25 protein-coding genes and 1 tRNA gene are annotated in these 23,116 nt (G+C 69.4%); 11 read left to right on the top strand and 15 right to left on the bottom strand.

Annotated elements, in window-relative coordinates; translation table 11 throughout:
* Positions 1 to 6: 6 nt before the first annotated feature.
* Positions 7 to 396, top strand: coding sequence for a DUF779 domain-containing protein (locus AC1DWP_RS11080; RefSeq protein WP_477614511.1), 390 nt, complete (start codon positions 7 to 9; stop codon positions 394 to 396).
* 73 nt (positions 397 to 469) lie between these two features.
* Complete coding sequence (locus AC1DWP_RS11075; RefSeq protein ID WP_477614510.1) at positions 470 to 862, top strand: hypothetical protein; 393 nt, start codon at positions 470 to 472, stop codon at positions 860 to 862.
* Between the two features lie 7 nt (positions 863 to 869).
* Here the strand turns inward: AC1DWP_RS11075 and AC1DWP_RS11070 are convergent, their stop codons facing one another.
* The 4 genes from AC1DWP_RS11070 to AC1DWP_RS11055 form a co-directional block, all read right to left on the bottom strand.
* Positions 870 to 1,229 (bottom strand): SPW repeat domain-containing protein, encoded by a 360-nt coding sequence (locus AC1DWP_RS11070; RefSeq protein WP_477614509.1) that lies wholly within the window; start codon positions 1,227 to 1,229, stop codon positions 870 to 872.
* A 106-nt stretch (positions 1,230 to 1,335) separates the two neighbouring features.
* The gene (locus AC1DWP_RS11065) at positions 1,336 to 1,632 is read right to left on the bottom strand and encodes an SHOCT domain-containing protein (RefSeq protein WP_477614508.1); all 297 of its coding nucleotides are present in this window, start codon (positions 1,630 to 1,632) and stop codon (positions 1,336 to 1,338) included.
* A 134-nt stretch (positions 1,633 to 1,766) separates the two neighbouring features.
* On the bottom strand, positions 1,767 to 2,438 hold the full coding sequence (locus tag AC1DWP_RS11060) for a response regulator (RefSeq protein ID WP_477614507.1): 672 nt from the start codon (positions 2,436 to 2,438) through the stop codon (positions 1,767 to 1,769).
* The gene (locus AC1DWP_RS11055) at positions 2,435 to 3,628 is read right to left on the bottom strand and encodes a sensor histidine kinase (protein ID WP_477614506.1); all 1,194 of its coding nucleotides are present in this window, start codon (positions 3,626 to 3,628) and stop codon (positions 2,435 to 2,437) included. Before AC1DWP_RS11055 ends, AC1DWP_RS11060 begins: the two co-directional genes overlap by 4 nt.
* A 180-nt stretch (positions 3,629 to 3,808) precedes the next feature.
* Here AC1DWP_RS11055 and AC1DWP_RS11050 point away from each other — a divergent pair, with 180 nt between their 5' ends.
* A complete protein-coding gene (locus AC1DWP_RS11050) occupies positions 3,809 to 5,758 on the top strand; it encodes a glycoside hydrolase family 15 protein (protein WP_477614505.1) in 1,950 nt (649 codons plus the stop codon).
* A 126-nt stretch (positions 5,759 to 5,884) separates the two neighbouring features.
* Here the strand turns inward: AC1DWP_RS11050 and AC1DWP_RS11045 are convergent, their stop codons facing one another.
* The 6 genes from AC1DWP_RS11045 to AC1DWP_RS11020 all read right to left on the bottom strand — a co-directional run bounded on the left by AC1DWP_RS11045 (position 5,885) and on the right by AC1DWP_RS11020 (position 12,392).
* Positions 5,885 to 6,334: a Rieske (2Fe-2S) protein gene (locus AC1DWP_RS11045; RefSeq protein WP_477614504.1), complete on the bottom strand. Its 450-nt coding sequence runs from the start codon at positions 6,332 to 6,334 to the stop codon at positions 5,885 to 5,887.
* Positions 6,335 to 6,346: 12 nt separating this feature from the next.
* Positions 6,347 to 6,916, bottom strand: coding sequence for a DUF6529 family protein (locus AC1DWP_RS11040; RefSeq protein ID WP_477614503.1), 570 nt, complete (start codon positions 6,914 to 6,916; stop codon positions 6,347 to 6,349).
* A gap of 96 nt (positions 6,917 to 7,012) precedes the next feature.
* Positions 7,013 to 8,554: a DEAD/DEAH box helicase gene (locus tag AC1DWP_RS11035; protein WP_477614502.1), complete on the bottom strand. Its 1,542-nt coding sequence runs from the start codon at positions 8,552 to 8,554 to the stop codon at positions 7,013 to 7,015.
* Between the two features lie 216 nt (positions 8,555 to 8,770).
* A complete protein-coding gene (gene ppsA, locus AC1DWP_RS11030; protein ID WP_477614501.1) occupies positions 8,771 to 11,164 on the bottom strand; it encodes a phosphoenolpyruvate synthase in 2,394 nt (797 codons plus the stop codon).
* Between the two features lie 39 nt (positions 11,165 to 11,203).
* Positions 11,204 to 12,043, bottom strand: coding sequence for a pyruvate, water dikinase regulatory protein (locus AC1DWP_RS11025; RefSeq protein ID WP_477614500.1), 840 nt, complete (start codon positions 12,041 to 12,043; stop codon positions 11,204 to 11,206).
* Positions 12,044 to 12,302: 259 nt separating this feature from the next.
* A tRNA-Ser gene (locus AC1DWP_RS11020) sits at positions 12,303 to 12,392 on the bottom strand.
* A 140-nt stretch (positions 12,393 to 12,532) separates the two neighbouring features.
* Here AC1DWP_RS11020 and AC1DWP_RS11015 point away from each other — a divergent pair.
* Positions 12,533 to 13,960 (top strand): MDR family MFS transporter, encoded by a 1,428-nt coding sequence (locus AC1DWP_RS11015; RefSeq protein WP_477614499.1) that lies wholly within the window; start codon positions 12,533 to 12,535, stop codon positions 13,958 to 13,960.
* Positions 13,961 to 14,006: 46 nt separating this feature from the next.
* On the opposite strand, the gene AC1DWP_RS11010 is transcribed toward AC1DWP_RS11015, so the two are convergent.
* From AC1DWP_RS11010 to AC1DWP_RS11000, 3 genes are all read right to left on the bottom strand, one after another.
* Positions 14,007 to 15,029, bottom strand: coding sequence for a metallophosphoesterase (locus tag AC1DWP_RS11010; RefSeq protein ID WP_477614498.1), 1,023 nt, complete (start codon positions 15,027 to 15,029; stop codon positions 14,007 to 14,009).
* A 91-nt stretch (positions 15,030 to 15,120) separates the two neighbouring features.
* Complete coding sequence (locus AC1DWP_RS11005; RefSeq protein ID WP_477614497.1) at positions 15,121 to 15,747, bottom strand: DedA family protein; 627 nt, start codon at positions 15,745 to 15,747, stop codon at positions 15,121 to 15,123.
* A complete protein-coding gene (locus AC1DWP_RS11000) occupies positions 15,744 to 16,247 on the bottom strand; it encodes a nucleoside deaminase (RefSeq protein ID WP_477614624.1) in 504 nt (167 codons plus the stop codon). The genes AC1DWP_RS11005 and AC1DWP_RS11000 overlap by 4 nt, the downstream gene beginning before the upstream one ends.
* Before the next feature lie 188 nt (positions 16,248 to 16,435).
* On the opposite strand from AC1DWP_RS11000, the gene AC1DWP_RS10995 reads away from it, so the two are divergent.
* The 6 genes from AC1DWP_RS10995 to AC1DWP_RS10970 all read left to right on the top strand — a co-directional run bounded on the left by AC1DWP_RS10995 (position 16,436) and on the right by AC1DWP_RS10970 (position 21,363).
* Entirely contained in the window at positions 16,436 to 17,080 is a 645-nt protein-coding gene (locus AC1DWP_RS10995) for a hypothetical protein (RefSeq protein ID WP_477614496.1), read from the top strand.
* A gap of 53 nt (positions 17,081 to 17,133) precedes the next feature.
* Positions 17,134 to 17,772 (top strand): uracil phosphoribosyltransferase, encoded by a 639-nt coding sequence (gene upp, locus AC1DWP_RS10990; RefSeq protein WP_477614495.1) that lies wholly within the window; start codon positions 17,134 to 17,136, stop codon positions 17,770 to 17,772.
* Positions 17,773 to 17,921: 149 nt separating this feature from the next.
* Entirely contained in the window at positions 17,922 to 18,089 is a 168-nt protein-coding gene (locus tag AC1DWP_RS10985) for a hypothetical protein (RefSeq protein ID WP_477614494.1), read from the top strand.
* 6 nt (positions 18,090 to 18,095) lie between these two features.
* Complete coding sequence (locus AC1DWP_RS10980) at positions 18,096 to 18,884, top strand: PH domain-containing protein (protein ID WP_477614493.1); 789 nt, start codon at positions 18,096 to 18,098, stop codon at positions 18,882 to 18,884.
* A gap of 106 nt (positions 18,885 to 18,990) precedes the next feature.
* Entirely contained in the window at positions 18,991 to 20,478 is a 1,488-nt protein-coding gene (locus tag AC1DWP_RS10975) for an amino acid permease (protein WP_477614492.1), read from the top strand.
* Between the two features lie 399 nt (positions 20,479 to 20,877).
* A complete protein-coding gene (locus AC1DWP_RS10970; RefSeq protein ID WP_477614491.1) occupies positions 20,878 to 21,363 on the top strand; it encodes a hypothetical protein in 486 nt (161 codons plus the stop codon).
* Between the two features lie 62 nt (positions 21,364 to 21,425).
* On the opposite strand, the gene AC1DWP_RS10965 is transcribed toward AC1DWP_RS10970, so the two are convergent.
* Both AC1DWP_RS10965 and AC1DWP_RS10960 read right to left on the bottom strand, forming a co-directional pair.
* Positions 21,426 to 21,782, bottom strand: coding sequence for a YciI family protein (locus AC1DWP_RS10965; RefSeq protein ID WP_477614490.1), 357 nt, complete (start codon positions 21,780 to 21,782; stop codon positions 21,426 to 21,428).
* A gap of 274 nt (positions 21,783 to 22,056) precedes the next feature.
* Complete coding sequence (locus tag AC1DWP_RS10960) at positions 22,057 to 22,473, bottom strand: hypothetical protein (RefSeq protein WP_477614489.1); 417 nt, start codon at positions 22,471 to 22,473, stop codon at positions 22,057 to 22,059.
* A 231-nt stretch (positions 22,474 to 22,704) separates the two neighbouring features.
* On the opposite strand from AC1DWP_RS10960, the gene AC1DWP_RS10955 reads away from it, so the two are divergent.
* Entirely contained in the window at positions 22,705 to 23,094 is a 390-nt protein-coding gene (locus tag AC1DWP_RS10955; RefSeq protein WP_477614488.1) for a VOC family protein, read from the top strand.
* Positions 23,095 to 23,116: the final 22 nt, after the last annotated feature.

The raw sequence follows: 23,116 nt of genomic DNA, 5'->3' as shown, positions 1-23,116 counted from the left end.
GCCGGCGTGGACACGACCCAGCACAGCCGGGTCGACTTCACGGGTGAGGCGGCGGACCTGCTCCGCCGCCTCACCGCGAAGCACGGCCCCCTGATGTTCCACCAGTCCGGCGGGTGCTGCGACGGCAGCTCCCCGATGTGTTACCCCGCAGGGGAGTTCATGACCGGCGACGCCGACGTGCTGCTCGCCGAGCTCGCCGTGGGCGGAATCCTAGACCCGGTCGAGTTCTGGATGTCCCTGTCGCAGTATGCCTACTGGAAGCACACCCACCTCACGGTCGACGTGGTCAAGGGACGGGGCAGCGGCTTCTCCGTCGAAGCCCCCGAGGGCGTTCGCTTCCTCATCCGCTCGCGGCTGATGTCCGAGGACGAGCTGCGCGCCTTCGACCTCCTGTGAGGTCACCACCGACGGAGGTATGCCGCGTGCGCGCCCGGCCGCGCGGCGTACCTCTGCGTCGTAGGCTCGGCCCATGATCACGGTCGAGCTGTCACGCAGCCTCAGCCAGGGCGGGGTGCTCTGGGAACCCATGCCGGGCGACCGGTTCACGATCGACCAGCCCAACATCGTGGGTGAGGTGTTCTGGATCAGCCACCTGACCATCGACGTGCACACGTTCAAGGGACAGCCGCTGCTCGGCTTCAACGGCACCACCGAGTGGGCACTGGACTCCGTCACCCTCGACACCGCTCTGTGGATGCCACGGGAGGACCAGCTGCGGGTCCTGCTCGGCGACCGGTTCGTGGGGCTGCACCGCGACGGCAACGACTGGATCGTGCAGGTGGACAGCGAAGGGGGCCGGGGCACCTTCAGTGACCCCGACCCCGAGTGCGCCTATGCGCTGGCGTTGTTGAGCGTCGTGTGACGGCCCCCTAGTGCGAGGTCGCCATGGTGCCCCTGTGGTGCGATCTGGTGACCTGCAGGTCGGCGGCGCCGACGACGAGGACGACGGCACCGACGATCCACGCGGTCCACGAGATCGGCCGGGTGCCGCTGAACCCCATCACCCAGGGGGCGGCGATCATGCAGGCGCCCATGAGGGCCGTGAGCCCCTCGACGGACATCATGTCCGGCCTGAACAGCTCGGCGAGGGCGAGGAGGGCGGTGATGGCACCGAGCACGACCATGGTTGTGGTCGCCCGCGTCGTCGTGGTGGTCCACAACGGCGATAGGGCTGCGTAGGCGCCAGCGATCAGAGCAACGAGATCCTGTGGATGGGTCCATCGCTTCATGGTTGTCACAACCAGCTTTCCTTGAAGTTGGTCCGTCGATCCGAGGCGGGCCGAACACTTCGATTGTCTTCCCTCCCAACGGGGTTGGCAATGATTCGTCACCCCGTCAGTCCGTCGCGCCCATTCGCCGTAGCGTGGCGAGCCGGCGCTCGTACTCCTGCTCGTCGATCTCGCCGGCGGCGTAGCGCTCGGCGAGCTTGGCCTCCCCGGCGCGCGTCCCGGCGTGGCCCTGGAGCTGCCTCCAGCGACGCATCCCGAAGAAGCGGAACGCGGCGAAGATGCCGACGATGAACAACAGCCACACGAGGGGGAAGAGGGGCCACCAGGGGCCCGGGCCGTTCCAGTGGTCGTCGTTCGCGGCGAGGGTGGCCGCGGTCGCGGCGCTGGCGATGAGGGTCGTCATGGTGACTCCTTGGTCGGATTGGGCTGACGACCCAATCCTTCGACGGGACAGCCCTTCTCGAATCCCACGCGGGGCGACACCTCGACTGCTCCCGCTGGTGTAGCCGGTGGTTGCCCGGCTACTCCAGCGCGCAGCTACTCCGACCAGCCCGGGCGGACGAGACCGGACTCGTAGGCCAGCACCACGAGCTGGGCGCGGTCACGGACCTGCAGCTTGACCATCGACCGGCTGACGTGGGTCTTGGCGGTCGCCGGGCTGAGGAACAGCCGTCGGGCGATCTCGTCGTTGGTCAGGCCCTCCCCGACGAGCGCGACGACCTCACGCTCCCGGTCGGTCAGCGCGCCGAGGCGGTCGGCAGCCGGCGACGCGTGGGGTCGGCTGCGGGTGGCGAACTCCCCGATGAGCCGCCGCGTGACGCCAGGGCTCAGCAGGGCGTCACCGGCGGCGACGGCACGGATCCCGCGCAGCAGCTCGGCGGGTTCGGTGTCCTTGACGAGGAAGCCGCTGGCCCCGATCCGGACCGCCTCGAAGACGTACTCATCGAGGTCGAACGTCGTCAGCATGACCACCCGCGTGCCCGAGAGTCGCTCGTCGGCAGCGATCTGGCGAGTGGCATCCAGTCCATCGGTGCCGGGCATCCGGATGTCCATGAGCACCACGTCGGGCTCCGTCGCACGGACGACCGCGACCGCCTCGGCGCCGTCGGCCGCCTCGCCCACCACGTCGATGTCGTCCTCGGCGTCGAGCAGCGCGCGGATCCCTGCCCGGAGCAGCGCCTGGTCGTCGGCCAGCACGACCCGGATCACCGCGGGCCACCCGTCGGGAGGTCCGACTCGACGCGCAGGCCACCACCCGGCGCGGCAGCAACGCGGAGCTCGCCAGCCAGGGCACGAGCGCGTTCCTGCATGCCGCTGATCCCGTTGCCCTGCACCAGGTTCGACAACCCTGCGCCTCCGTGGCCGTCGTCCTCGATCGTGACCGAGAGCATGTCCTCACCGTAGTCGAGGGACACCGTGGCCCGCGTCGCCTGCGCGTGCCGGACGATGTTGGTGATCGCCTCCTGCACGATCCGGTATGCCGCGAGCTCCACTGCGGCGGACAGTGGCCTCGGCTGCCCGGTCACCGTCTTGGTGACCCGGAGCCCCGCATGGCCGCTCCGCTCCACGATGTCGTCGAGGCCGGCGAGGTTGGCCACCGGAGAGCGCGGCGCGGGCGCACCGTCGAGGCGCAGGACGTCGATGAGGGCCCTGAGCTCGCCCAGCGCTTCCTTGCTCGCGTCGCGGATGGCGACGAGGGCGGGCTCGACCTGCTCGGGCCGTCGGTCGGCCAGGTGCAGGGCAACCCCGGCCTGGACGTTGATGAGGGACATGTGGTGCGCCACGACGTCGTGCAGGTCCTGCGCGATCCGCAGTCGCTCTTCACCGGCTTGCCGAAGCCTCGTCTCACGCGCCACCTGCCGGAAGGTCGCCGCTCGCTCCCGCCAGCTGTGCACCACCTCGCCGGCCGAGAGCACCACCAGGGTCCAGGCGAGCAGTGCGCCCTGCGCAGGCCACGACCAAGGGGCCGTGTCGAACGCCAGGCGGCCCACGGCGTCACCGGCGAGCACGGCGGCCGCGCCCAGCCAGGCGACGATCCGGTGACCGCGGACGACGGTGGCCACGAGCCCGATCGCGAGGCCGAGGAAGACCGGCCCGTAGGCGTAGCCGCGAGCCAGGTAGAGGGCCGATGCCAGGGCGATGGCGGCCATGCTCTGGACGGGGAACCGGCGGAGCACCGTGATCGCCACGGGGGCGACGAGGAGCAGGACGACAGCCAGTGCGTCGAGCGACCTCCGGTCGGGCTGGGCGTGCGAGGCGCCCGCGCTGCCTCCGAGCTGGACGACACCGACCACGAAGGCCAGGACGTACCGCCCCAACCGCGGCGCGCTCCGATGGGCCCACTGTTCCCGGCCACGAATCCACGGGGGATCCCAGGGCAGGTCGGCGGGCTCACGCATACCGCCAGCGTAGGGAACCCCGCGCACGGGAGGCGTCCCCCACAGGGGGCACCGCGGCATACCTCCTCGGGTGTATCCGGCAGCTGGTCACTGCGGGTCACGAACGAGCCATGGCGCGGACCACGAAACTGCGGGATCCTGCGACTGAGGGCGCCCCTTCGCCCACTAGGAGGTGCGGCAATGACTGCGACCGTCTCCCCCGCTGGCTCACCCGCCGACTCCGGAGGCGAGCAGCGCCGACGGGCTGCAGGCGAGCAGCGGATCGTGCGCTCGCCCTTCCCCCGCATAGGTGACTACGCGTTCATCTCCGACTGCCAGGTCACGGCGCTCATCGCCCCCAGCGGCAACGTCGAGTGGATGTGCCTGCCGCGCATGGACTCTCCGAGCGTGTTCGGCTCGATCCTGGACCGGGACGCCGGCGGCTTCCGGCTCGGGCCGGCCGACATGCTGGTCCCGACCGCACGCCGTTACCTCCCCGGGACGATCATCCTGGAGACCTCGTGGGGGACGCCCAGCGGTTGGATCATCGTGCGCGACGCCCTGCTGATGGGGCCGTGGCACCACGAGACCGAGCGCGCGCACCGCTACCGGAGGGCGCCCACCGACTACGACGCCGAGCACGTGCTGCTGCGGACGATCCGGTGCGTCAACGGCGAGGTCCAGCTGGCGCTCAACTGTTCGCCCGTCTTCGACTACGGCCGGCAGCAGGCGATCTGGTCGTTCTACGGCGACGACTACCACTCGGCCGTCGCCGAGGGCGACGGCGGCGAGCTCAAGGTCCGCCTCACCACGGACATGCGCCTGGGCATCGAGGGACCTCAGGCCACGGTGCGGACACTCATGAAGGAGGGTGACACGCACTACGCCGCCCTCTCGTGGACCCAGCACGACCCCCCGCAGACGTTCGAGGACGCCTACCGCCGGCAGGTGTGGACGGCCCACCACTGGCAGCACTGGCTGGCCCGCGGCAAGTTCCCCGACCACCCGTGGCGGACCCACCTGGAGCGCAGCGCCCTCACCCTCAAGGGCCTGTCCTACGCGCCCACGGGCGCCCTGATCGCCGCGCCCACGACGTCCCTGCCCGAGACGCCGAAGGGGGAACGCAACTGGGACTACCGCTACACGTGGATCCGCGACTCGACCCTGGCTCTCTGGGCCCTGGACACCCTGGGGTTCGACTGGGAGGCCAGCGACTTCTTCTGGTTCATCGCCGACCTCGCCGAAGCGTCCGACGGACTGCAGATCATGTACGGCATCGACGGGGAGAAGGACCTGTCCGAGAGCACCCTCGACCACCTCACGGGCTACGACGGTGCGCGACCGGTCCGGATCGGCAACGGTGCGTTCGACCAGAAGCAGCACGACGTCTGGGGCGCCATCCTCGACTCGGTGTGGATCCACACGAAGTCGCGCGACACCCTGGACGAGCGGCTTTGGCCCATCCTCTCCGGTTTCGTCGAGGCAGCGATCGAGCACTGGCGTGAGCCGGACCGCGGCATCTGGGAGGTGCGCGGCGACCCCAAGCACTTCACCTCCTCGAAGGTCATGTGCTGGGTGGCGGCCGACCGTGGCGCCAAGCTCGCCCACGTGCGCGAGAACTTCGAGCTCGCGCAGCGCTGGCAGGAGGCCGCGGACGAGATGCACGCCGACATCTGCACCAATGGAGTCGACGAGCGGGGCGTCTTCACCCAGCACTACGACACCGACGCCCTCGATGCCTCGAACCTGCTCATGCCCCTCGTCGGCTTCCTCCCGCCTGACGACCCGCGGCTGCACGACACCGTGGTCGCCATCGCGGACGAACTCACCGACGACGGGCTGGTGCTGCGCTACCGGGTGGAGGAGACCGACGACGGGCTGTCGGGTGAGGAGGGCACGTTCACCATCTGCTCGTTCTGGCTGGTGTCGTGCCTGGCGATCGTGGGCGAGAAGCCGCGTGCGCGTCGCCTGTGCGAGCGCCTGCTCAACCTCGCGACGCCGCTGGGCCTGTATGCCGAGGAGATCGACGCAGCGAGCGGGCGTCACCTGGGGAACTTCCCCCAGGCGTTCACCCACCTGGGCCTGATCAACGCGGTGCTCAAGGTGATCGCCGCCGAGGAGTGGGAGGACGAGGAGCCGCTCTCGCCCTAGGTGGGAGCGGCGGGCTCAGGAGAGGGCGGATCAGGAGAGGGCAATGAGGGCGCCGATCGCGAAGCCGGCGGCGGCGAGCCACAGCAGCGTCGGGAGCACGGACCAGAGACGCGACATGGCCTCTCCTCAGGTGGTCGAGTAGACGACGCCGTCGCGCACGACCACGGCGACGGGCGGCAGGGGACGGGTGGCGGGGCCGGTGAGCACCGCGCCCGTGGTGGCGTCGAAGCGACTGCCGTGGCACGGGCACACGATCGCCCCTGCTGCGACCGATGACACCGGACACCCTTGATGGGTGCAGATCGCCGAGAACCCGTGGACGACGTCGTCCGTCCCCCGGGTGAGCACGACCTTGTCGCCCTCCACGACCACCCCTCCGCTCCTCGGCACCTCATCGAGCCGAGCCAGCTCACGCTCCTGGTCGGGGACGCCCGGGCCGTAGGCGTTGGCCGCCGTCCCGGGTCCGGGTGCACCGGCACGACCGGCGCGAGCCACCGCGAAGCCGACCACGGCGGCGACGCCCGCCACCGCTGCGCCTCGCAGCGCGGATCGACGCGAGAGCGGCTGGATCGCCACGGAGGACTCCTCTCAGAACAGCGGCAGGCCGGAACGGGTGAAGAACCAGAGGGCGGCACTCAGCCACGTGACCACGAGTGAGCCGAGCACGGTGCCACCAAGCACGGGCAGTGCCCAGCCGGGCGCTCCCCGGAGGCGCAGACCGAGCATCTTCGCGGCATACGCCCCGTAGAACAGGCACCCGGCGACGCCGTGGAGGACCGCCCGTGGGCTGGCGACCCCGAAGCCCAGGGCCCACAGGCAGTGGAAGGCGACGGGGAGGGTGACCACGAACGCGACGCTCCCGCTCCACCGGTGCACGGGCGCAACCCAGTCCGGTGCCGCACCGGCTCGCGGCAGGCGACCCCACATCCACAGGGCGGTGAGGAGCTGCACGACCAGGAGGACGACGGCGAGGGTGCCGAGCCAGACCTTCATCTGGAGCATGCCCGAGAAACCCAGGGTGACCAGCGGTCGCGAGCTCGGCGGGTGCACCTTGGCGTAGGCACCCAGTGCGACGCTGACGCCTGCGCCCAGGAGCAGCGCGGCGCTCAGCCCACCCCGAGCCAGGACGCCTGGGTCTCGAACGTCGTGCGACGCCATGGCGACCATCGTCCCACTGGCGGACGGAGCATCGCTCCGCCAAACAGCGGGGACACCTCGCCGCTGCACGTATGCCGCGTGCTCACCCCTTCGGGGTCAGCGGCTGCCGCGACCGGCGGAGAAGGCAGCGATGCCGCCGCCCGAGCGCGAGGTGCCCTGCGAGCCGCCGCCCTGCCGCGAGCCCGAGCTGCGCTGCGAGGAGCCGCCCGACGAGCGGGAGCCCTGCGACCTGGGGGTCTCGGTGCGGTAGGACTCGGTGCCCGAGGACTGCGTGCCTCCGCGACGGCCACGAGCGCCGCCGGCGGCGCCACGACCGGCGCTGCCTGCGGACGAGCGGCCGGAGCCACCGGCGGACGAGCGGCCTGCGGACGAGCGGCCGGAGCCGCCCTGGCGGGGGGCGCCGGAGCCGCCACGACCACGCTGCGAGCGGCCACCGTTGCCGTTGCCCGGCTGCTCGACCACGGGAGCAGGGGTGACGAGCTCGGCCAACGGGCCGGTCAGGTCACCGATGGCGGGGTGGCCGGGCGCGACGTCGACGGCGGTCGGCTTGATGCCGGCCTGACGCATGAGGGTGCGGGTGTCGCCGCGCTCCTCGGGGGTGCTGACGGTGACGACGACGCCCTCGGCACCGGCCCGGGCGGTCCGGCCCGAACGGTGCAGGTAGGCCTTGTGCTCGGCCGGCGGGTCGACGTGCACGACGAGGGTGACGTCGTCGACGTGGATGCCTCTGGCCGCGATGTCGGTGGCCACCAGCACCCGGCTCGAGCCCTCACTGAAGGCGGCGAGGTTGCGCTGACGGGCGCTCTGGGACAGGTTGCCGTGCAGGTCGACCGCCGGGATGCCCGACGCGGTGAGCTGCTTGGCCAGCTTCTTGGCAGCGTGCTTGGTGCGGGTGAAGGCGAGGGTTCGGCCTTGTCCTGCAACGAGTTCCCGCACGACGGCCGGCTTGTTGTCGCGCGACACGTTGAACAGGTGGTGGGTCATCGCCGGCACCGGCGAGGCGGCGCTGTCGACACTGTGCGTGACCGGGTTGTGCAGGTAGCGCTTGACCAGCTGGTCGATCGCGTTGTCGAGCGTCGCGGAGAAGAGCAGACGCTGAGCGTCGCGCGGGGTGGCGTCGAGCAGGCGCTTCACTGCGGGGAGGAAGCCCAGGTCGGCCATGTGGTCCGCTTCGTCGAGGACGGTCACCTCGATCTCGCCCAGGCGCACGTGTCCCTGACCGATGAGGTCCTCGAGCCGTCCGGGGGTCGCGATGACGATGTCGATGCCGCGACGCAGCGCGGAGACCTGCGGGTTCTGGCCCACGCCGCCGAAGATCGTCATGGTGCGCAGCTCCATGGCCGCCGCGAGGGGCGTCATGGTCTCGGCGACCTGGATGGCCAGCTCACGAGTGGGGACCAGGACGAGCGCACGCGGGGTGTGCGGTGCGCGGCGGCGACCGGACTTGGCGAGGGTCGCGATGGTCGGCAGCGCGAACGCGACCGTCTTGCCGCTGCCAGTGCGGCCACGGCCGAGGACGTCGCGGCCGGCGAGGGAGTCAGGCAGCGTCGCGGCCTGGATCGGGAACGGGGTGTCGATGCCGCGCTCACGAAGGGCTGCGACGACGCGAGCCGGGATGCCGAGGTCGGCAAAGGGCACAGGTGTGTGGTGCGTAGACAAAGGAAAGCCTCATCAGAAGTAGGGAGTGGCCGAAGATGCTGAACCACTCACGAACCTGTGAGCTGACGGCGCCAACCAGTAGTTGGGGCGCGGAGCAGACGACCTTGGGTGCACGACGGTGCGCACGCAGTGGTTGCAACCCTATCGGGCCGGGCGTTCATTCCCGAATCGCCCGAACGGACAAGCCGCCCGACGTCAGTTCTCCACGAGAGCCTCAGGAGCCTCACGCCTAGCCAGTCGCAACCATGTCTCGACGACGGTGTCGGGGTTGAGGGACATCGACTCGATGCCCTGGTCCATCAGCCAGTCGGCGAGCTCGGGGTGGTCCGAGGGTCCTTGGCCGCAGATCCCGACGTACTTGCCCCGGGCCCGGCAGGCCTCGATCGCCATAGTGAGCATCTTCTTCACGGCGGGGTCGCGCTCGTCGAAGCCGCCAGCCACCAGGGCCGAGTCGCGGTCCAGGCCCAGGGTCAGCTGGGTGAGGTCGTTGGACCCGATGGAGAACCCGTCGAAGTGGTCGAGGAAGGCGTCGGCGTTGACGGCGTTGGAGGGCACCTCGCACATCATCACGACCTGGAGGTCGTTCTCGCCGCGGCGCAGTCCGTTCTGCCCGAGCAGGTCGATGACGCCCTCTGCCTCCTTCAACGTGCGGACGAAGGGGATCATCACCTTGACGTTGGTCAGGCCCATCTCGTCGCGCACCAGTCGCAGCGCCTCACACTCCATGGCGAAGCAGTCGGCGAACTCCGGAGACAGGTAGCGCGCCGCGCCGCGGTAGCCGATCATCGGGTTCTCCTCGTTCGGCTCGTACCGCTCGCCGCCGAGCATGTGGGCGTACTCGTTGGACTTGAAGTCGCTCATCCGCACGATCACCGGCTCGGGCGCGAACGCGGCCGCGAGCATGGAGACGCCCTCGGCGACGCGCTTGACGAAGTAGTCGCGCGGGCCGTCGTAGGCCGCGATGAGCGCCTCGATCTCGGCCCTGATCGCGGGCTCCTGGTCCTCGAGCTCGAGCAACGCCTTGGGGTGGATGCCGATCTGGCGGTTGATGATGAACTCGAGCCGGGCGAGCCCAATTCCCTTGTGCGGCAGGCGAGAGAACTCGAACGCCTGGTCCGGCGTGCCCACGTTCATCATGATCTTGACCGCCACGTCCGGCATGTCGTCCAAGGCCGTCTCGGTCACCGAGAACGCGCGAAGGCCGTCGTAGACGAAGCCGGTGTCGCCCTCGGCTGCGGACACCGTCACCTCCTGCCCGTCGGACAGCGAGGTCGTGGCCGAACCGGTGCCGACCACCGCGGGGATGCCGAGCTCGCGGGCGATGATCGCCGCGTGGCAGGTGCGGCCGCCACGGTTGGTGACAATGGCGCTGGCGCGCTTCATGACCGGCTCCCAGTCGGGGTCGGTCATGTCGGCGACGAGCACCTCGCCCGGCTGGAACTCGTGCATCGACTCGGCACTGGTCAGCACCCGCACCGCACCCGCGCCGACCTTCTGCCCGATCGCCCGACCCTCGGCGATGACCGGACCCCGCTCATCCATGCGGAACCGCTGCAGGGTCGATCCGGACTGCCGCGACTTCACCGTCTCGGGTCGGGCCTGCAGGATGTACAGCTGCCCGTCGACGCCGTCCTTGCCCCACTCGATGTCCATCGGGCGGCCGTAGTGCTCCTCGATCTTGAGGGCGTGAACGGCGAGCTCGGTGACCTCGTCGTCGGTCAGGCTCAGCCGGCCCCGGCTGGCCTCGTCGACCGGCACGAAGTCGATCGAGCGACCCACCGCGGAGTCCTGCGTGTAGACCATCTTGGTGGCCTTGCTGCCCACACCACGCTTGAGGATCGCCGGTCGCCCGGCCCTCAGCGCCGGCTTGTAGACATAGAACTCGTCCGGGTTCACCGCGCCCTGCACGACCGCCTCACCCAGGCCGTAGCTGCTGGTGATGAACACCGCATCCGGGAAGCCGGACTCGGTGTCGATGGTGAACATCACACCGGAGGACCCGATGTCGGACCGCACCATCCGCTGCACACCCGCCGACAGCGCGACGACGTCGTGGTCATAGCTGCTGTGCACGCGGTAGGCGATCGCGCGGTCGTTGTAGAGCGAGGCGAAGACCTTCTTGATCGCCAGCAGGATGTTGTCGATCCCCAACACGTTGAGGAACGTCTCCTGCTGTCCCGCGAAGGACGCGTCCGGCATGTCCTCGGCCGTGGCGCTGGAGCGCACGGCCCAGCTCACCTCGCCGGGGGCGCCGGCCACGAGCTGCTCGTAGGCCGCGCGGATGTCGGCCTCGAGGTCCTCCGGGAACGGCTGCTCCTCGACGAGGTCACGGATCTGCGCGCCGGCCTCGGCCAGCGACCGCGTGTCCTCGACGTCGAGGTCGGCCAGCGTCGCGCTGATCCGGTCGGCGAGCCCCTCGTGGGCCAGGAAGCGGCGGTAGGCGTCGGCCGTGGTGGCGAAGCCGTCAGGGACCCGCACTCCTGCCTTCGACAGGTGCTGGACCATCTCGCCGAGCGAGGCGTTCTTGCCACCCACGGACTCGACGTCCCCCAACCCGAGGTCTTTGAACCAGGAGATGTTGCCGGTCACGGCGATCCTTTCGACGGGCGGCGGGGGCCGCGAGGGTTCCTAGGCAAGATTGTCGAGGCGACTGTTCTGCATGATGACGGCTGCCATCTCCTCGACCGACATCGAGGCCGAGTTGATGGCGGGGATCCGGTGCGCACGATAGAGCGCCTCGGCCCGGCGCAGCTCGAAGCTGCACTGGGCGAGACTGGCATACGTCGAGCCCGGCCGCCGCTCGCCCCTCACCTGGCTGAGCCGCGCCGGGGTGGAGAGCAGCCCGAAGCACCGGTCCACGAGCCCGCGGATCGGACGGGGTATGCCGCCCGCATCGAAGTCCTCGTCGACCAACGGGTAGTTCGCGACCTTGAGGCCGTGCTGGAGGGCGAGGTACATCGAGGTGGGCGTCTTGCCGCACCGCGAGGGCGCCACGAGGATCAGGTCCGCCTGCTCGAGGTTGCGCAGGCTCGCCCCGTCGTCGTGTTCCATGGCGAACTCGATGGCCTTCATCCGGGCGTCGTAGCGACCCTTGTCCCCGACGCCGTGCAGGGCACCGACACCGTGCGTTGCGTTGACGTGCAGCACCCGCTCGACGGTGTCGAGATGGGAGCCGAAGAGGTCGATGAAGGCGCACTGCGTCGTCTGCAGCTCGGCCCGGATGTCCTCGTCCGAGACCGTCGAGAACACCAGGGGCACCACCGAGTCCGTGACCGCGGCGTCCAGCTCGAGGACGACCTGCTGCGCCTGCTCCACCGTGGTGATGAACGGGATCTTGCGCCGGGTGAAGGTGACCGAGGGAAACTGCTGCAACATCATGTTTCCCAGCGTCTCGGCCGAGATCCCGGTGCCGCCGGCGAGGAAGAACACCGGAGTGGGGGCTGCTGGCTCGACTGACTCCGGGATCACGCCCCCACCGTTCCACGTGGCGCACCATTTGCACCAGTCACAGTGCCGGGCCACCCGTTCCTGCACTAGTCCGGTTGCGGTATGCAACCAGACCGGCCCTGCGGGTAGCGTTCGCGCAACGCCACACGCACGGCGCCAGCTGCCCACGTCGGAACCCCTGTCCGACGTGGGCAGCGACCCCTAAGGGATCAACCCCAGACAGCAAGAAACCCCGAACCCTGAGGGTTCGGGGCCTTGCCGATGTCTTGAGACATCACCATGGCGGTGGCGGTGGGATTTGAACCCACGGTGGAGTTTCCCCCACACACGCTTTCGAGGCGTGCTCCTTAGGCCGCTCGGACACGCCACCGCGGAGCAGGTTACTAGAGCGGCCGACGGCGACGAAATCGCCCCGAGACCGCCTGCCAGGCGTCCTCGGAAGGCGCGCAGCCGGCATACCGGAGGATTGTCGGGGGAATGCGCGGCGCCCCCGGGCACTTGTCACCGGAGATGACCTCCACGACCACGAGCACCGCTGGCGTGGGCCTGCGCTCGGACCGCGGGCCCATCCTGCTGGCCCTGATGGTCTCGACAGGGCTCATCGCCATGGATGCGACCATCCTCGCCACGGCCGTGCCATCAGTCGTGCGCGACCTCGGCGGCTTCTCGCAGTTCCCCTGGCTGTTCTCGGTCTACCTGCTGGCGCAGGCCGTGTCGGTCCCCATCTATGCCAAGCTCGCCGACATCGTCGGGCGCAAGCCGCTGATGTTGTTCGGGATCGGCCTGTTCCTCGCCGGGTCGGTGCTGTGCGGCTTCGCCTGGAGCATGACCTCGCTCATCGTCTTCCGCGCGGTCCAGGGACTCGGCGCCGGCGCCGTGCAGCCGATGGCGATCACGATCGCGGGAGACATCTACACGGTCGCGGAGCGCGCCAAGGCCCAGGGCTACATCGCCAGCGTCTGGGCGGTGTCGTCGGTCGTCGGCCCCACCCTCGGCGGGATCTTCTCCCAGCTCGGCATCTGGCGCTGGATCTTCTTCGTCAACGTGCCGCTGTGCCTGCTGGCCGGCACCCTCATCGTCCGCGACTTCCACGAGCGCGTCGAGCGCAAGGCGCACCGCATCGACTACGCGGGCGCCGCACTGCTCACTGTCGCCATGTCGCTGCTCATCCTCGGCATCCTGGAGGGTGGCCAGGCCTGGTCGTGGTCGTCGCCCACCAGCTTCGGCGTCCTGGGCGGCGGATCGTTGCTCCTGGTCCCGTTCCTCCTCGCCGAACGCCGAGCGGCGGAGCCCGTCCTGCCCCTGTGGGTGCTGAGCCGCCGCCTGCTCGCCACGACGACGATGCTGGCGCTGGGCGTCGGCGTGATCCTGATCGGCCTCACGTCGTTCGTCCCGACCTACCTCGAGAACTCCCTGGGCATCGACCCCCTCGTCGGCGGTCTCGCCCTCGCGGCCTTGACCATCGGCTGGCCGATCGCCGCCACGTTCTCAGGACGCCTGCTCTACCTGCGGTTCGGGTTCCGGCCGGCGATCCTGGTCGGCATGGCGCTCGTCGTCGTGGGCACCGGCACGCTCGCCCTGTTGTCGCAGCACCCTTCGGTGGCCGTGGTCGCGGCGACCTGTTTCGTCACCGGTCTCGGCCTGGGACTGGTTGCGAGCCCGTCGCTCATCGCGGCGCAGGCCAGCGTGGAGTGGCACGAACGCGGGGTCGCGACGGGCACCAACCTGTTCGCTCGCTCCATCGGCAGCGCGCTGGGCGCGGCGGTCCTGGGCGCCGTCGCGAACGGCGTCATCGCCCGCTCCGGACGTCCTGAGACCGACCCCGGCACCGCTGCCGACGCCGGCACCGCGGTGTTCGTCGGCGTGCTGGTCGCCGCGCTCGTGACGATCGTCGCCGCACTGCTCATGCCGAAGGCCACTGCCACCGATTCGAGGTGAACACGCCGGTGATCTCCGGCGCGTTCACCTCGAACGCAACACGGGGTCAGCCGGCGTAGGGGATGCGGGTCCAGCTCAGCGTGGCCGCGGCACCGGGCCGGTTGACGGTCACCTTGAGCCAATCCTTGTTGTTGTCGGACCCGTCCACCGTGATCCGCTCCAGGCCCGCGGCCGAACCCGTCACGCCATACCGGTCCAACCACACCGACCCCGGCGCCAGCGGGCGGTCGGAGTTGTAGATGTGTGAGTCGCCGTTGACGAGGAAGACGTCGCCGGGGAACGCGTTCGTCTCGTCGACGAGGGCCTGCACCAGCGGCTGGAACGCCGAGATGTCCTTGACCGTCGGCGTGTAGGTCGGGTCGAACATGTCGGCCTGCTGGAGGACGACGACAGCCCGGTCGTGGCGCTTGCGGGCATCGGCGAAGGTGTGGTGCAGCAACGAGATCGAGGCCGCCATCCGCGCCTGCTCCTCGGCGACCTGCGCCGGCGTGGCCGTCGTGTTGCCGATGCCCGTCCACGGCTGGAGGTCGTTGTTCGACCCGACGACGTGGAGCACGGCGAAGTCGACGCCCGCGCGCCGCAGGGACACGTTCTCCGGGTATGCCGCGTCCGGCACCGAGACCGTGGCGGGCGCCCCGAGCGTCGTCCCCGGCTTGTCGAAGAACACCGCGCGGTCGAACGCGAGGCGCTCGAGCGGTTGGTAGGCCCCGTTGTTGGTGCGGTGGCAGTCGGTCCACTCGTTGTCGCCCGGCGTGTAGACGAGCGGGTCGGCGAACCGGTCGAACTGGGTCCGGATCATCCGGTAGTAGGCGTCGTCGCACCGGGTGGAGCCGTTCTTGACGTCGCCCACGTGGAAGGTGAGCTCGACGTCGGGGTCGGCGTTGATCTGGTCGATCCACGAGGGGAACTTGGCCACCTGGGCGGCGCCGTAGGGGACGTCGCCGATCACGGCGAAGGTCTCGTGCCCGGGCTTCTGCTGGCCGTCGACGGCCTGGGCCGCCGGGGCAGCCGCGGCCAGCGCGAGGAGGGCGGTGGCGCAGGTGGCGACGGTGATGAGCGGGCGGCGCATGGGGACTCCTGTCAGAGGGGACAGGAGAGTTCTCTCCTCGCAAGGTGAACGGCAACCTGCGGATGAGACGACCAGTGGGTGAACTCGTCGGTCAGGCCGAGCTGGACTGGGCGCGGTGGCGGCGGATCGCCCACACGGCGATCGCCACCACCACGATGAGCCCGACGACGCCGGCAGCGCCGCGACCGAGCCACTTCTCGACCCGGTGGTAGGACTCACCCGCGAGGTACCCCGCCGTGACCGCTGTGGCGCCCCAGGCAATCCCGCCGATCGCGTTCCACGGCAGGAAGACCCGGTACTTCATGCCGGAGAGTCCCGCGAGCGCCGGCATGACGGCCCGGAAGAACGCGGTCCACCGGCCCAGGAACACGGCAGACCCACCCCGGCGACGCAGGAAGTCCTGCGCCGACTCCAGCCGCTCCTGCCGCCTCTCCAGGATCTTCAGACCCATGACGCGGGGCCCGAACAGCCGGCCGATCTCATAACCCACCGAGTCGCCGATGACCGCCGCGAGGATGACCACCACTAGCACCCAGGCCAGAGACGTGTGCCCCAGGCTGGCGGTCACGCCGCCGATGATGGCCAGCGTCTCCCCGGGCAGCACGAACCCCACGAACAGCGCGTCCTCGGCGAACACCACCAGCGCCACGATGAGGTAGACCAGCCACGGGGGCGCCCCGAGCACCTGGTTGACGAGGTCGTTGATGAGCCCGCTCACGCCCCTGCTTCCTGTTCGCCCTCATGTGCCGACCTGATGGTCGCCGGCGCGACCGCGATCCGGCCGGCCGCCCGCTGTTCCTCAAAGAATGACAGCAGCACCTGAGAGCACTCTGACTCCCGCACTCCGCCGATCACCTCGACGCGATGGGTCGCCCGGCGGTCGCGGACCAGGTCCCAGACCGATCCGGTGGCCCCGAGCTTGGGATCCCAGGCGCCGAGCACCAGTCGCGAGATGCGCGACAGCATCAGCGCCCCCGCACACATCGGGCACGGCTCGAGCGTGACCACAAGCGTGCAGTCCTCCAGCCGCCACTCCCCCAGCGAGCGGGCCGCTGCGCGCAGCGCGACCACCTCGGCGTGCGCCGTCGGGTCGCCCTCGACCTCGCGCAGGTTCCGGCCCTCACCGACCACCTCGCCCGCAGGCGAGACCACGACGGCCCCCACGGGCACGTCCCCGTCCCGAGCCGCAGCGGCGGCGAGGTCGAGCGCCAGACCCATCCACGCGGCATACCGCTCATCGACCGAGGGTCCGCGGGTGGAGGTCACGGGCCCAGTGTCGCCCATGGCCCGCGATCGGCACCGCGCGCCCGCCTACGGGCTTCCACGGATGTCGGTCGGGCACCGCGAGGAAAGCATGTCCCTGAGGCCGCGGCACGAGGCCGCGACCCGTGGAGGAGGTGGCGAACATGCCCGGATCACGACGCCGACTCGCAGCCGTGGCAGTCACCGTGGTCGCGATGAGCATCACCGGGGGGTGGTCGACCACGGCAGCTGCGTCTCCTGCGCCGGTCGACCCGACGACCCTCACCCCGGCGCCGCCGGCCTTCTTCAACGCCACGTGCACGCGCAACGGCGTCAGCATCATCTGCGACCTGCACTTCACCGAGGTCGTCCTCGACCACGAGCCGAACGGCGTGGTCTGCGACTCCGCTGCCGGGCCGGTCGAGCTGATCGAGGTCAACACGCGTTCGGTGGTGGGCAAGCGCTACTACGACGCGGACGGCAACCTGTTGCGCCGGCATTTCCGCGACGAGTGGACGGCCACCATCACCAACCCGGCAACCGGGAGGTCGGCTACCTACCTGCAGACCGACCGCATCCTCCACGACCTGGCCGTGCCCGGGGACAACACCACCGGCACCGAGGAGATCACCACCCGGCTGCGCGTGATCAACGACGCGGGCTCGACGATCTTCGTCGACGCGGGCCGCACCATCGTCCGTGAGGCCGACGGGTCGATCGAGTTCCAGGCGGGGCAGCACCGGTTCGACGACTACTTCGTCAACGGCAACACCGCCGCGGTCAAGCCGCTCTGCGACGCCCTGAGCTGAGCCCACGTCCCGGCCGTGGACGCGCTGAAGGCGTCACGCGCTAAGTTTCGCCTATGCGCGTCCACGTTGCCGACCACCCGCTCATCACGCACAAGCTGACCTACCTGCGCGACAAGCGCACGGACAGCCCGACGTTCCGGCGGCTGGCCGAGGAGCTGGTGACGCTGCTGGCCTACGAGGCGACCCGCGACGTGCGCGTGGAACCGTTCGAGATCGAGACGCCGGTCGCCCCGACCACGGGCATCAAGCTGTCCAACCCCAAGCCGCTCATCGTGCCGATCCTGCGCGCCGGCCTGGGCATGCTCGAGGGCATGGTGCGCCTGCTGCCGAGCGCCGAGGTGGGCTTCCTGGGCATGCAGCGCAACGAGGAGACGCTCGAGGCGATCACCTACGCCAACCGGCTGCCCGACGACCTCAGTGGTCGGCAGTGCTACGTAATCGACCCGATGTTGGCCACCGGCGGCACCCTCGTCGACGCCATCCGCTACCTCGCCGACCGCGGCGCCGACGACATCACTGCGGTCACGCTGCTGGCCGCGCCCGAGGGCGTCAAGCACGTGGAAGAGGCTCTGGCCGACCTCACCATCCCGATCACCATCGTCACGGGTGCGATGGACGAGCGGCTCAACGACAAGGGCTACATCGTGCCCGGCCTCGGCGACGCGGGCGACCGCCTCTACGGCGTCGTCTGACCTCTCCGACCGGGTATGCCGCGTGGCCGGCTCACGCGGCGCGCCTCACCCGTTCGGCTGATGCCATCGGTCAGGATGGTCCCAGCGGCGCGCTTGACAGGCGTGCCCATCCACCGATCCGGACCGACCGACCTCCCGAGGAGCTGAGCATGCAGCGCGTGAAGAAGATCCTGCTGTGGGTCCTCGTCGCGTTCGCTGCCTACGCCATCTTCACGTCACCCGACCAAGCCGCCGACATCGTCAAGACGTCGGGCAGCATCCTCGCCGACGGGGTGCGCAACATCGGCAGCTTCTTCGACGCCCTGCTCGGCAGGTAGTTCCTCATGGGCCGGTCGCCCAGCCGCGGCGAGATCGACCGCTACCTGGTCGACGGCGAGCGCATCGTCTTCGCGGTGCACCAGCACTGGGGCAGGGTCGCCGAGCCGGTCGGCTCAGCCGTGGCCGGACTGATCTTCGCGTTCTGGGTGGACGCCCGCATCGACCCGAATCTGAGCACCCTCGGCACCCTCGTCTGGTGGGGCTGGTTCGCCCTATTGGCGCGGGCGGGCTGGAAGGTCGTCAACTGGCGGCACGACTGGTTCATCGCCACCGACAAGCGGCTGCTGTTGTTCCACGGCTTCATCACCCGGCGGGTGCCGATGATGCCGCTGACCAAGGTGACCGACATGGCATACGAGCGGTCGGTGCCGGGGCGGATCTTCGGCTACGGCCGGTTCGTGCTCGAGTCGGCCGGCCAGGACCAGGCGCTTCACAAGGTCTCCTTCGTCCCCGACCCCGACCACCACTACCGAGTCATGTGCGCCGAGATCTTCGGGGTCGGCGACCGAAGCAACGTGTTCGACGACCCCTACGACCAGCCGTTGGACGGACAGGACGACCGCTGGGACGATCCGACGTCCGGCGGCGGTTCGTCGCGAGGAGGGCGCAGGGGTGGCGGCCTTCCCGATCCGTATGCCGGATGGGACGACCCGCGGCACTCGCCCCGGCAACCCTCCCCGGCCTCTGAGGATCCGACGGACTCGCTGTATCGCAGCCCCGACCTGAGGGCTCGGGACCGCTCCGCGGAGACCGGTCCGATCCCGATCCGACCGCGGCGCGACTGGGACGACTGACGTCTCACCCTCGCCTCCTCCAAGGAGCGAGGTCGGGAAGGCGCCGCTAGCGTGTCCCGGACCGGGCCGCGAGAGCGGCGAACCGTCCGAGCCGGGAGGCGATGCGATGTCCGTCATGAGGACCAAGTCGATCGAGCAGTCGATCCGCGAGACCGACGAGCCGGAGTACCAGCTCAAGAAGAAGCTGACTGCCCTCGACCTCACCGTCTTCGGGATCGGCGTCATCATCGGCGCCGGCATCTTCACGCTGACGGGTCGGGCGGCAGCTGACTACGCCGGACCGTCCATCGCGATCTCGTTCGTCATCGCCGCGATCTGCTGCGCCCTGGCGGCGCTCTGCTATGCCGAATTCGCCTCCACGGTGCCCGTGTCCGGATCGGCCTACACGTTCTCCTACGCCTCCCTCGGCGAGCTGGTCGCGTGGATCATCGGCTGGGACCTGCTCCTGGAGCTCATGCTCGGCGCCAGCGTCGTGGCCCAGGGCTGGTCGCAGTACGCCACCCTGCTCCTCGACAAGCTCGGCCTCACCGTGCCGGCGGGCCTGGCACCGGGGTCGCACTTCGACCTGCTGGCCTTCATCCTCGTCGTCGCGCTCACGGCGCTGATCTCCATCGGCATCAAGGAGTCGCTGCGCGTCAACCTCGTCCTGGTGGGCGTCAAGCTGTTCATCGTCCTTTTCGTGATCATCGCCGGGATCGGCTACATCAAGTCGGCCAACTACTCGCCGTTCATCCCGCCGTCGGTCTCCGGCAAGACCTCTGAGGGCATCCACGCGCCGCTCATCCAAGTGCTCTTCGGGGTCACTCCGTCGACCTACGGCATCGCGGGCATCGTCGCCGGCGCCTCGATCGTGTTCTTCGCCTACATCGGCTTCGACGTCGTGGCGACCACCGCGGAGGAAGCCAAGAACCCCCAGCGTGACCTCCCGATCGGCATCATCGCCTCGCTGGTCATCTGCACGGTCCTCTACGTCGCCACGACCCTCGTGATCACAGGCATGGTCAAGTACACCGAGATCGATCCCAAGGCGGCGCTCGCCTCGGCGTTCGAGTCGGTCGGCAAGCCCGGGTTCGCCACGATGATCGCGGCCGGAGCGGTGGCCGGCCTGATGACCGTCGTCATGACGCTGATCATCGGTGCCACCAGGGTCACTTTTGCGATGTCGCGCGACTGGCTGCTGCCGCCGGTATTGGGTCGCACGAACCGCAAGACGGGTACCCCTGTCCGGTTGACCGTGATGATCGGCGCGGCGATCGCCCTCATCGCGAGCCTGACCCCCATCGGCAAGCTCGAGGAGATGGTCAACATCGGGACGCTCTCGGCGTTCGCCCTGGTGTCGGTCGCGGTGCCCGTCCTGCGCAACAGGCGACCCGACCTCAAGAGGTCCTTCACGGTGCCCTTCTCACCGGTGCTCCCGATCGTGGCCGCGTTGATCAGCGTCTACCTGATGCTCAACCTGTCCGTCGAGACGTGGCTTCGTTTCATCGTCTGGATGGCCCTGGGCTTCCTCATCTACTTCACCTACGGCGTGCGCAACAGCCGGCTGTCGGGCAAGGCCAAGGAGGGGCAGCTCCCGAGCATGACGAGCACCTGAGTCGCGCCCGGAACCTGCAGTGGACCCCTGCGCGCGAGGGGCCAGGCCCCTCGCCAAAACTTCATGCTCACGCCGCGTCACTATCGCGGATGCCCGACGTCTTCTTGGTTGACCGACCATTGTGACGATGCCGGTCAGGAACGGCGGGCGGCACCCGCAAACCCGCCCGCCGTTCCCCTTACGCTCCACGAGCATCTCGCACCACGTCACTTTTCCGTGCCCTGCGGCGTCTCCATGGATGACAAACCATTGGGGGGAATGGTCGGTCACCAGAAACGGCGGGCGGCACCGCACCCCCGCAACCCCGCCGCCCGCCGTTTCGCCGGACCACCGCGCAACCAGGGACGCGCTCCCACGACACGGGCTTGGAGACGGAGCGTGGTGCAGGGAGGAGCATGGTTGGCGACGGCCGCTGGCAACCGCGACTGGGTGCATGCCAGGAGGTATGCCGCCGCCCTGCAGTCATCCAAGCCCCTCCCGGTCCTCGACGGGTTGCCCGTGCGCCTGGCCCCCCACGAGACGGCCACCCTGCGCACGATCGCGACGTACGAACGCCTATACCCGGCCCTGCCCACCTCACAGTGGGGAGACAGGCACAGCGCCTCGATCGTGGCCACGACCGACCGGCTGCTGGTCAACCACCGCCTCCGCGGCTGGATCTCCTTCTGGTTCACCGATCTGGCCCTCTACGAGCTAACGCTGGACGACAGCCCTTGGCGGATCGACATCATCTGGCGCAACGCTGACGAACCTCTCCGGCTGAGCGGGACCACCGGACCGCTGCTCGCCGTCCACGTCGCGGCGCACACCGGCGGGGCGCGGTGGCCGCAGCTCCCAGAGCTCCGACCGCTCCTGGACCCCAAGCAGCAGTGGGGGCCGCGGTAACAGCAGCCTCTCGTCGCTGAACGCGGCAGCTGAGTGCTCTTCCGTGGGCCCCGAAGCCGGTGTCACTCGGGCTGAGGCTGGGCCCCGAACCGGCGCACCTCCTGGGGCCATCCACATCCCTTCGCGAGCCGTCCGGCCCACAACGTGGCAGCCTCGTCGTCGGCAACGTCCACCACGGCGAAACCACCCAGGAACTCCTTGCTCTCGACGTAGGGACCGTCGGTGATCATCGCCGTGCCACTGGAGGGGTCGGCGCTGTACACCGGGCCGTCTTCCTCCAGCCCGCCGGCGAAGACGTACACGCCTGCAGCCTTCATCTCATCCACGACCGCCATGGCGAGCGGTCCCCGCCCGCGGAACCACTCCTCCGTGTGGTCGCCCACCCACTGCTGGTTGAAGTAGATGAGGTACTCGGCCATCACTGCTCCTTCTGCTCTTGCGGACCCCGTGGACCGCGTTCACCTGTGCCACGAACGGCGACAACCAAATACGACACCGTTGTACCGGAAGATCGACGCCGACCTGGGCGTCGCAACGAAGAGCATTCGCCCGCAGATCGAGACGACCCCGCGGACCGCGGCATGTGCGGACATTGACTCCTAGCAGGACTCCTCGACAACCAGCAGGTGACGACTCTCCTCGTCGCGGAACTCCGCTACGCAGAAGTCCGCTGGCACTCGGGTCGAGATGTCTCTATCCACCACCGCCACCGATCGCCAACAAGCCGAAGGCGCTGAGGATGACGGCCGGAACGCTCAGGATGCACGCCAGCACGCCGAAGAAGCGCTCACGGAGGCCGGCTGCACTGTAATCACTGAGCGTTCGAGTCGATCTGACCAGGGCCCAGGCTCCAAAGCCCAACGTGAAGGGGAGGCTCAGGAAATAGATCGAGCTGAACTCGTTGGTGACCTCCTCGTGCCCGATCCAGCCCGCCACGTTGGCCAAGGCAAGCGCGTTGGGCGCCAACGCGCACAGGGCGAGTGCAACGGTCCACTCCTGCTCGGTGCGATACATCCTGTGACGCGTTGTCGACACATGAGGAGCGTAGCCCGGCGTCTGGCGGAAATTCGGCGTGGCGGTCGTGCCAAGCGACTCAGTCAGTTCCAGCACATCGATAGCCGCGTCAGCGGCTGGACCCAACTCTGCCCGCGACCGAGCCTCCAGTCCCCACCCCTGCCTGCCCTCCCTATCGCCATGGCCGACCCCTGCCACCAGCGCTGCGCGAACATCCGCACATTGGCAGATCTGGTCAACCACCATTCCTGCCGAGCCCCGCTCCAGGCACACACGATGCGAGGGTGAGCAGGCGGCTCCGCGGTGGCCACGCGGCATACTCGCGCTATGAGGCTTTCGGTCGTCCTCGACGGACGTGACCTGTCCCTGTTGGTGCCGTTCTGGACGGCGGCGCTCGGCTACGACGCGGTGTTCTCGCTGCCGGAGTTCGAGGTGCTGCGGCCGCGCGAGGGTGAGCCGCCGGGGCCGGTGTTCATCCTGCAGCGCGTGCCGGAGGAGAAGGCCGGCAAGAACCGCATGCACGTCGACGTCCACCCGCCACTCGAGCTCGGGGTGCCCGCGCTGGTCGAACGGCTGGAGGCGTTGGGGGGCAGGCGGATCGGCGATCCCGTCACCGACCTGCTCGAGGCGATCGACTCCTGGTGGCAGGTGATGGCCGACCCCGAGGGCAACGAGTTCTGCGTCGTCGCCGACCAGGGCCACCCACCGCCCGCTTGATCGTGGAGCCCGCAAGTCTGAA

The organism is Pedococcus sp. P2_F6, assembly GCF_056403675.1.
The sequence above is the reverse complement of the archived record's forward strand: the minus strand, read 5'-3'. Positions and strand labels throughout refer to the sequence as shown.

What these genes read in the sequence shown, in the direction of transcription:
- AC1DWP_RS10955 (WP_477614488.1), top strand. Translation starts at nt 22,705, where the DNA reads ATGAGGCTTTCGGTCGTCCTCGACGGACGTGACCTGTCCCTGTTGGTG.
- AC1DWP_RS11015 (WP_477614499.1), top strand. Translation starts at nt 12,533, where the DNA reads ATGACCTCCACGACCACGAGCACCGCTGGCGTGGGCCTGCGCTCGGAC.
- AC1DWP_RS11075 (WP_477614510.1), top strand. Translation starts at nt 470, where the DNA reads ATGATCACGGTCGAGCTGTCACGCAGCCTCAGCCAGGGCGGGGTGCTC.
- AC1DWP_RS11065 (WP_477614508.1), bottom strand. Translation starts at nt 1,632, where the DNA reads ATGACGACCCTCATCGCCAGCGCCGCGACCGCGGCCACCCTCGCCGCG.
- AC1DWP_RS10995 (WP_477614496.1), top strand. Translation starts at nt 16,436, where the DNA reads ATGCCCGGATCACGACGCCGACTCGCAGCCGTGGCAGTCACCGTGGTC.
- AC1DWP_RS11010 (WP_477614498.1), bottom strand. Translation starts at nt 15,029, where the DNA reads ATGCGCCGCCCGCTCATCACCGTCGCCACCTGCGCCACCGCCCTCCTC.
- AC1DWP_RS11070 (WP_477614509.1), bottom strand. Translation starts at nt 1,229, where the DNA reads ATGAAGCGATGGACCCATCCACAGGATCTCGTTGCTCTGATCGCTGGC.
- AC1DWP_RS11040 (WP_477614503.1), bottom strand. Translation starts at nt 6,916, where the DNA reads ATGGCGTCGCACGACGTTCGAGACCCAGGCGTCCTGGCTCGGGGTGGG.
- upp (WP_477614495.1), top strand. Translation starts at nt 17,134, where the DNA reads ATGCGCGTCCACGTTGCCGACCACCCGCTCATCACGCACAAGCTGACC.
- AC1DWP_RS10980 (WP_477614493.1), top strand. Translation starts at nt 18,096, where the DNA reads ATGGGCCGGTCGCCCAGCCGCGGCGAGATCGACCGCTACCTGGTCGAC.
- AC1DWP_RS11050 (WP_477614505.1), top strand. Translation starts at nt 3,809, where the DNA reads ATGACTGCGACCGTCTCCCCCGCTGGCTCACCCGCCGACTCCGGAGGC.
- AC1DWP_RS10965 (WP_477614490.1), bottom strand. Translation starts at nt 21,782, where the DNA reads ATGGCCGAGTACCTCATCTACTTCAACCAGCAGTGGGTGGGCGACCAC.
- AC1DWP_RS10985 (WP_477614494.1), top strand. Translation starts at nt 17,922, where the DNA reads ATGCAGCGCGTGAAGAAGATCCTGCTGTGGGTCCTCGTCGCGTTCGCT.
- AC1DWP_RS11000 (WP_477614624.1), bottom strand. Translation starts at nt 16,247, where the DNA reads ATGGGTCTGGCGCTCGACCTCGCCGCCGCTGCGGCTCGGGACGGGGAC.
- AC1DWP_RS11055 (WP_477614506.1), bottom strand. Translation starts at nt 3,628, where the DNA reads ATGCGTGAGCCCGCCGACCTGCCCTGGGATCCCCCGTGGATTCGTGGC.
- AC1DWP_RS10975 (WP_477614492.1), top strand. Translation starts at nt 18,991, where the DNA reads ATGTCCGTCATGAGGACCAAGTCGATCGAGCAGTCGATCCGCGAGACC.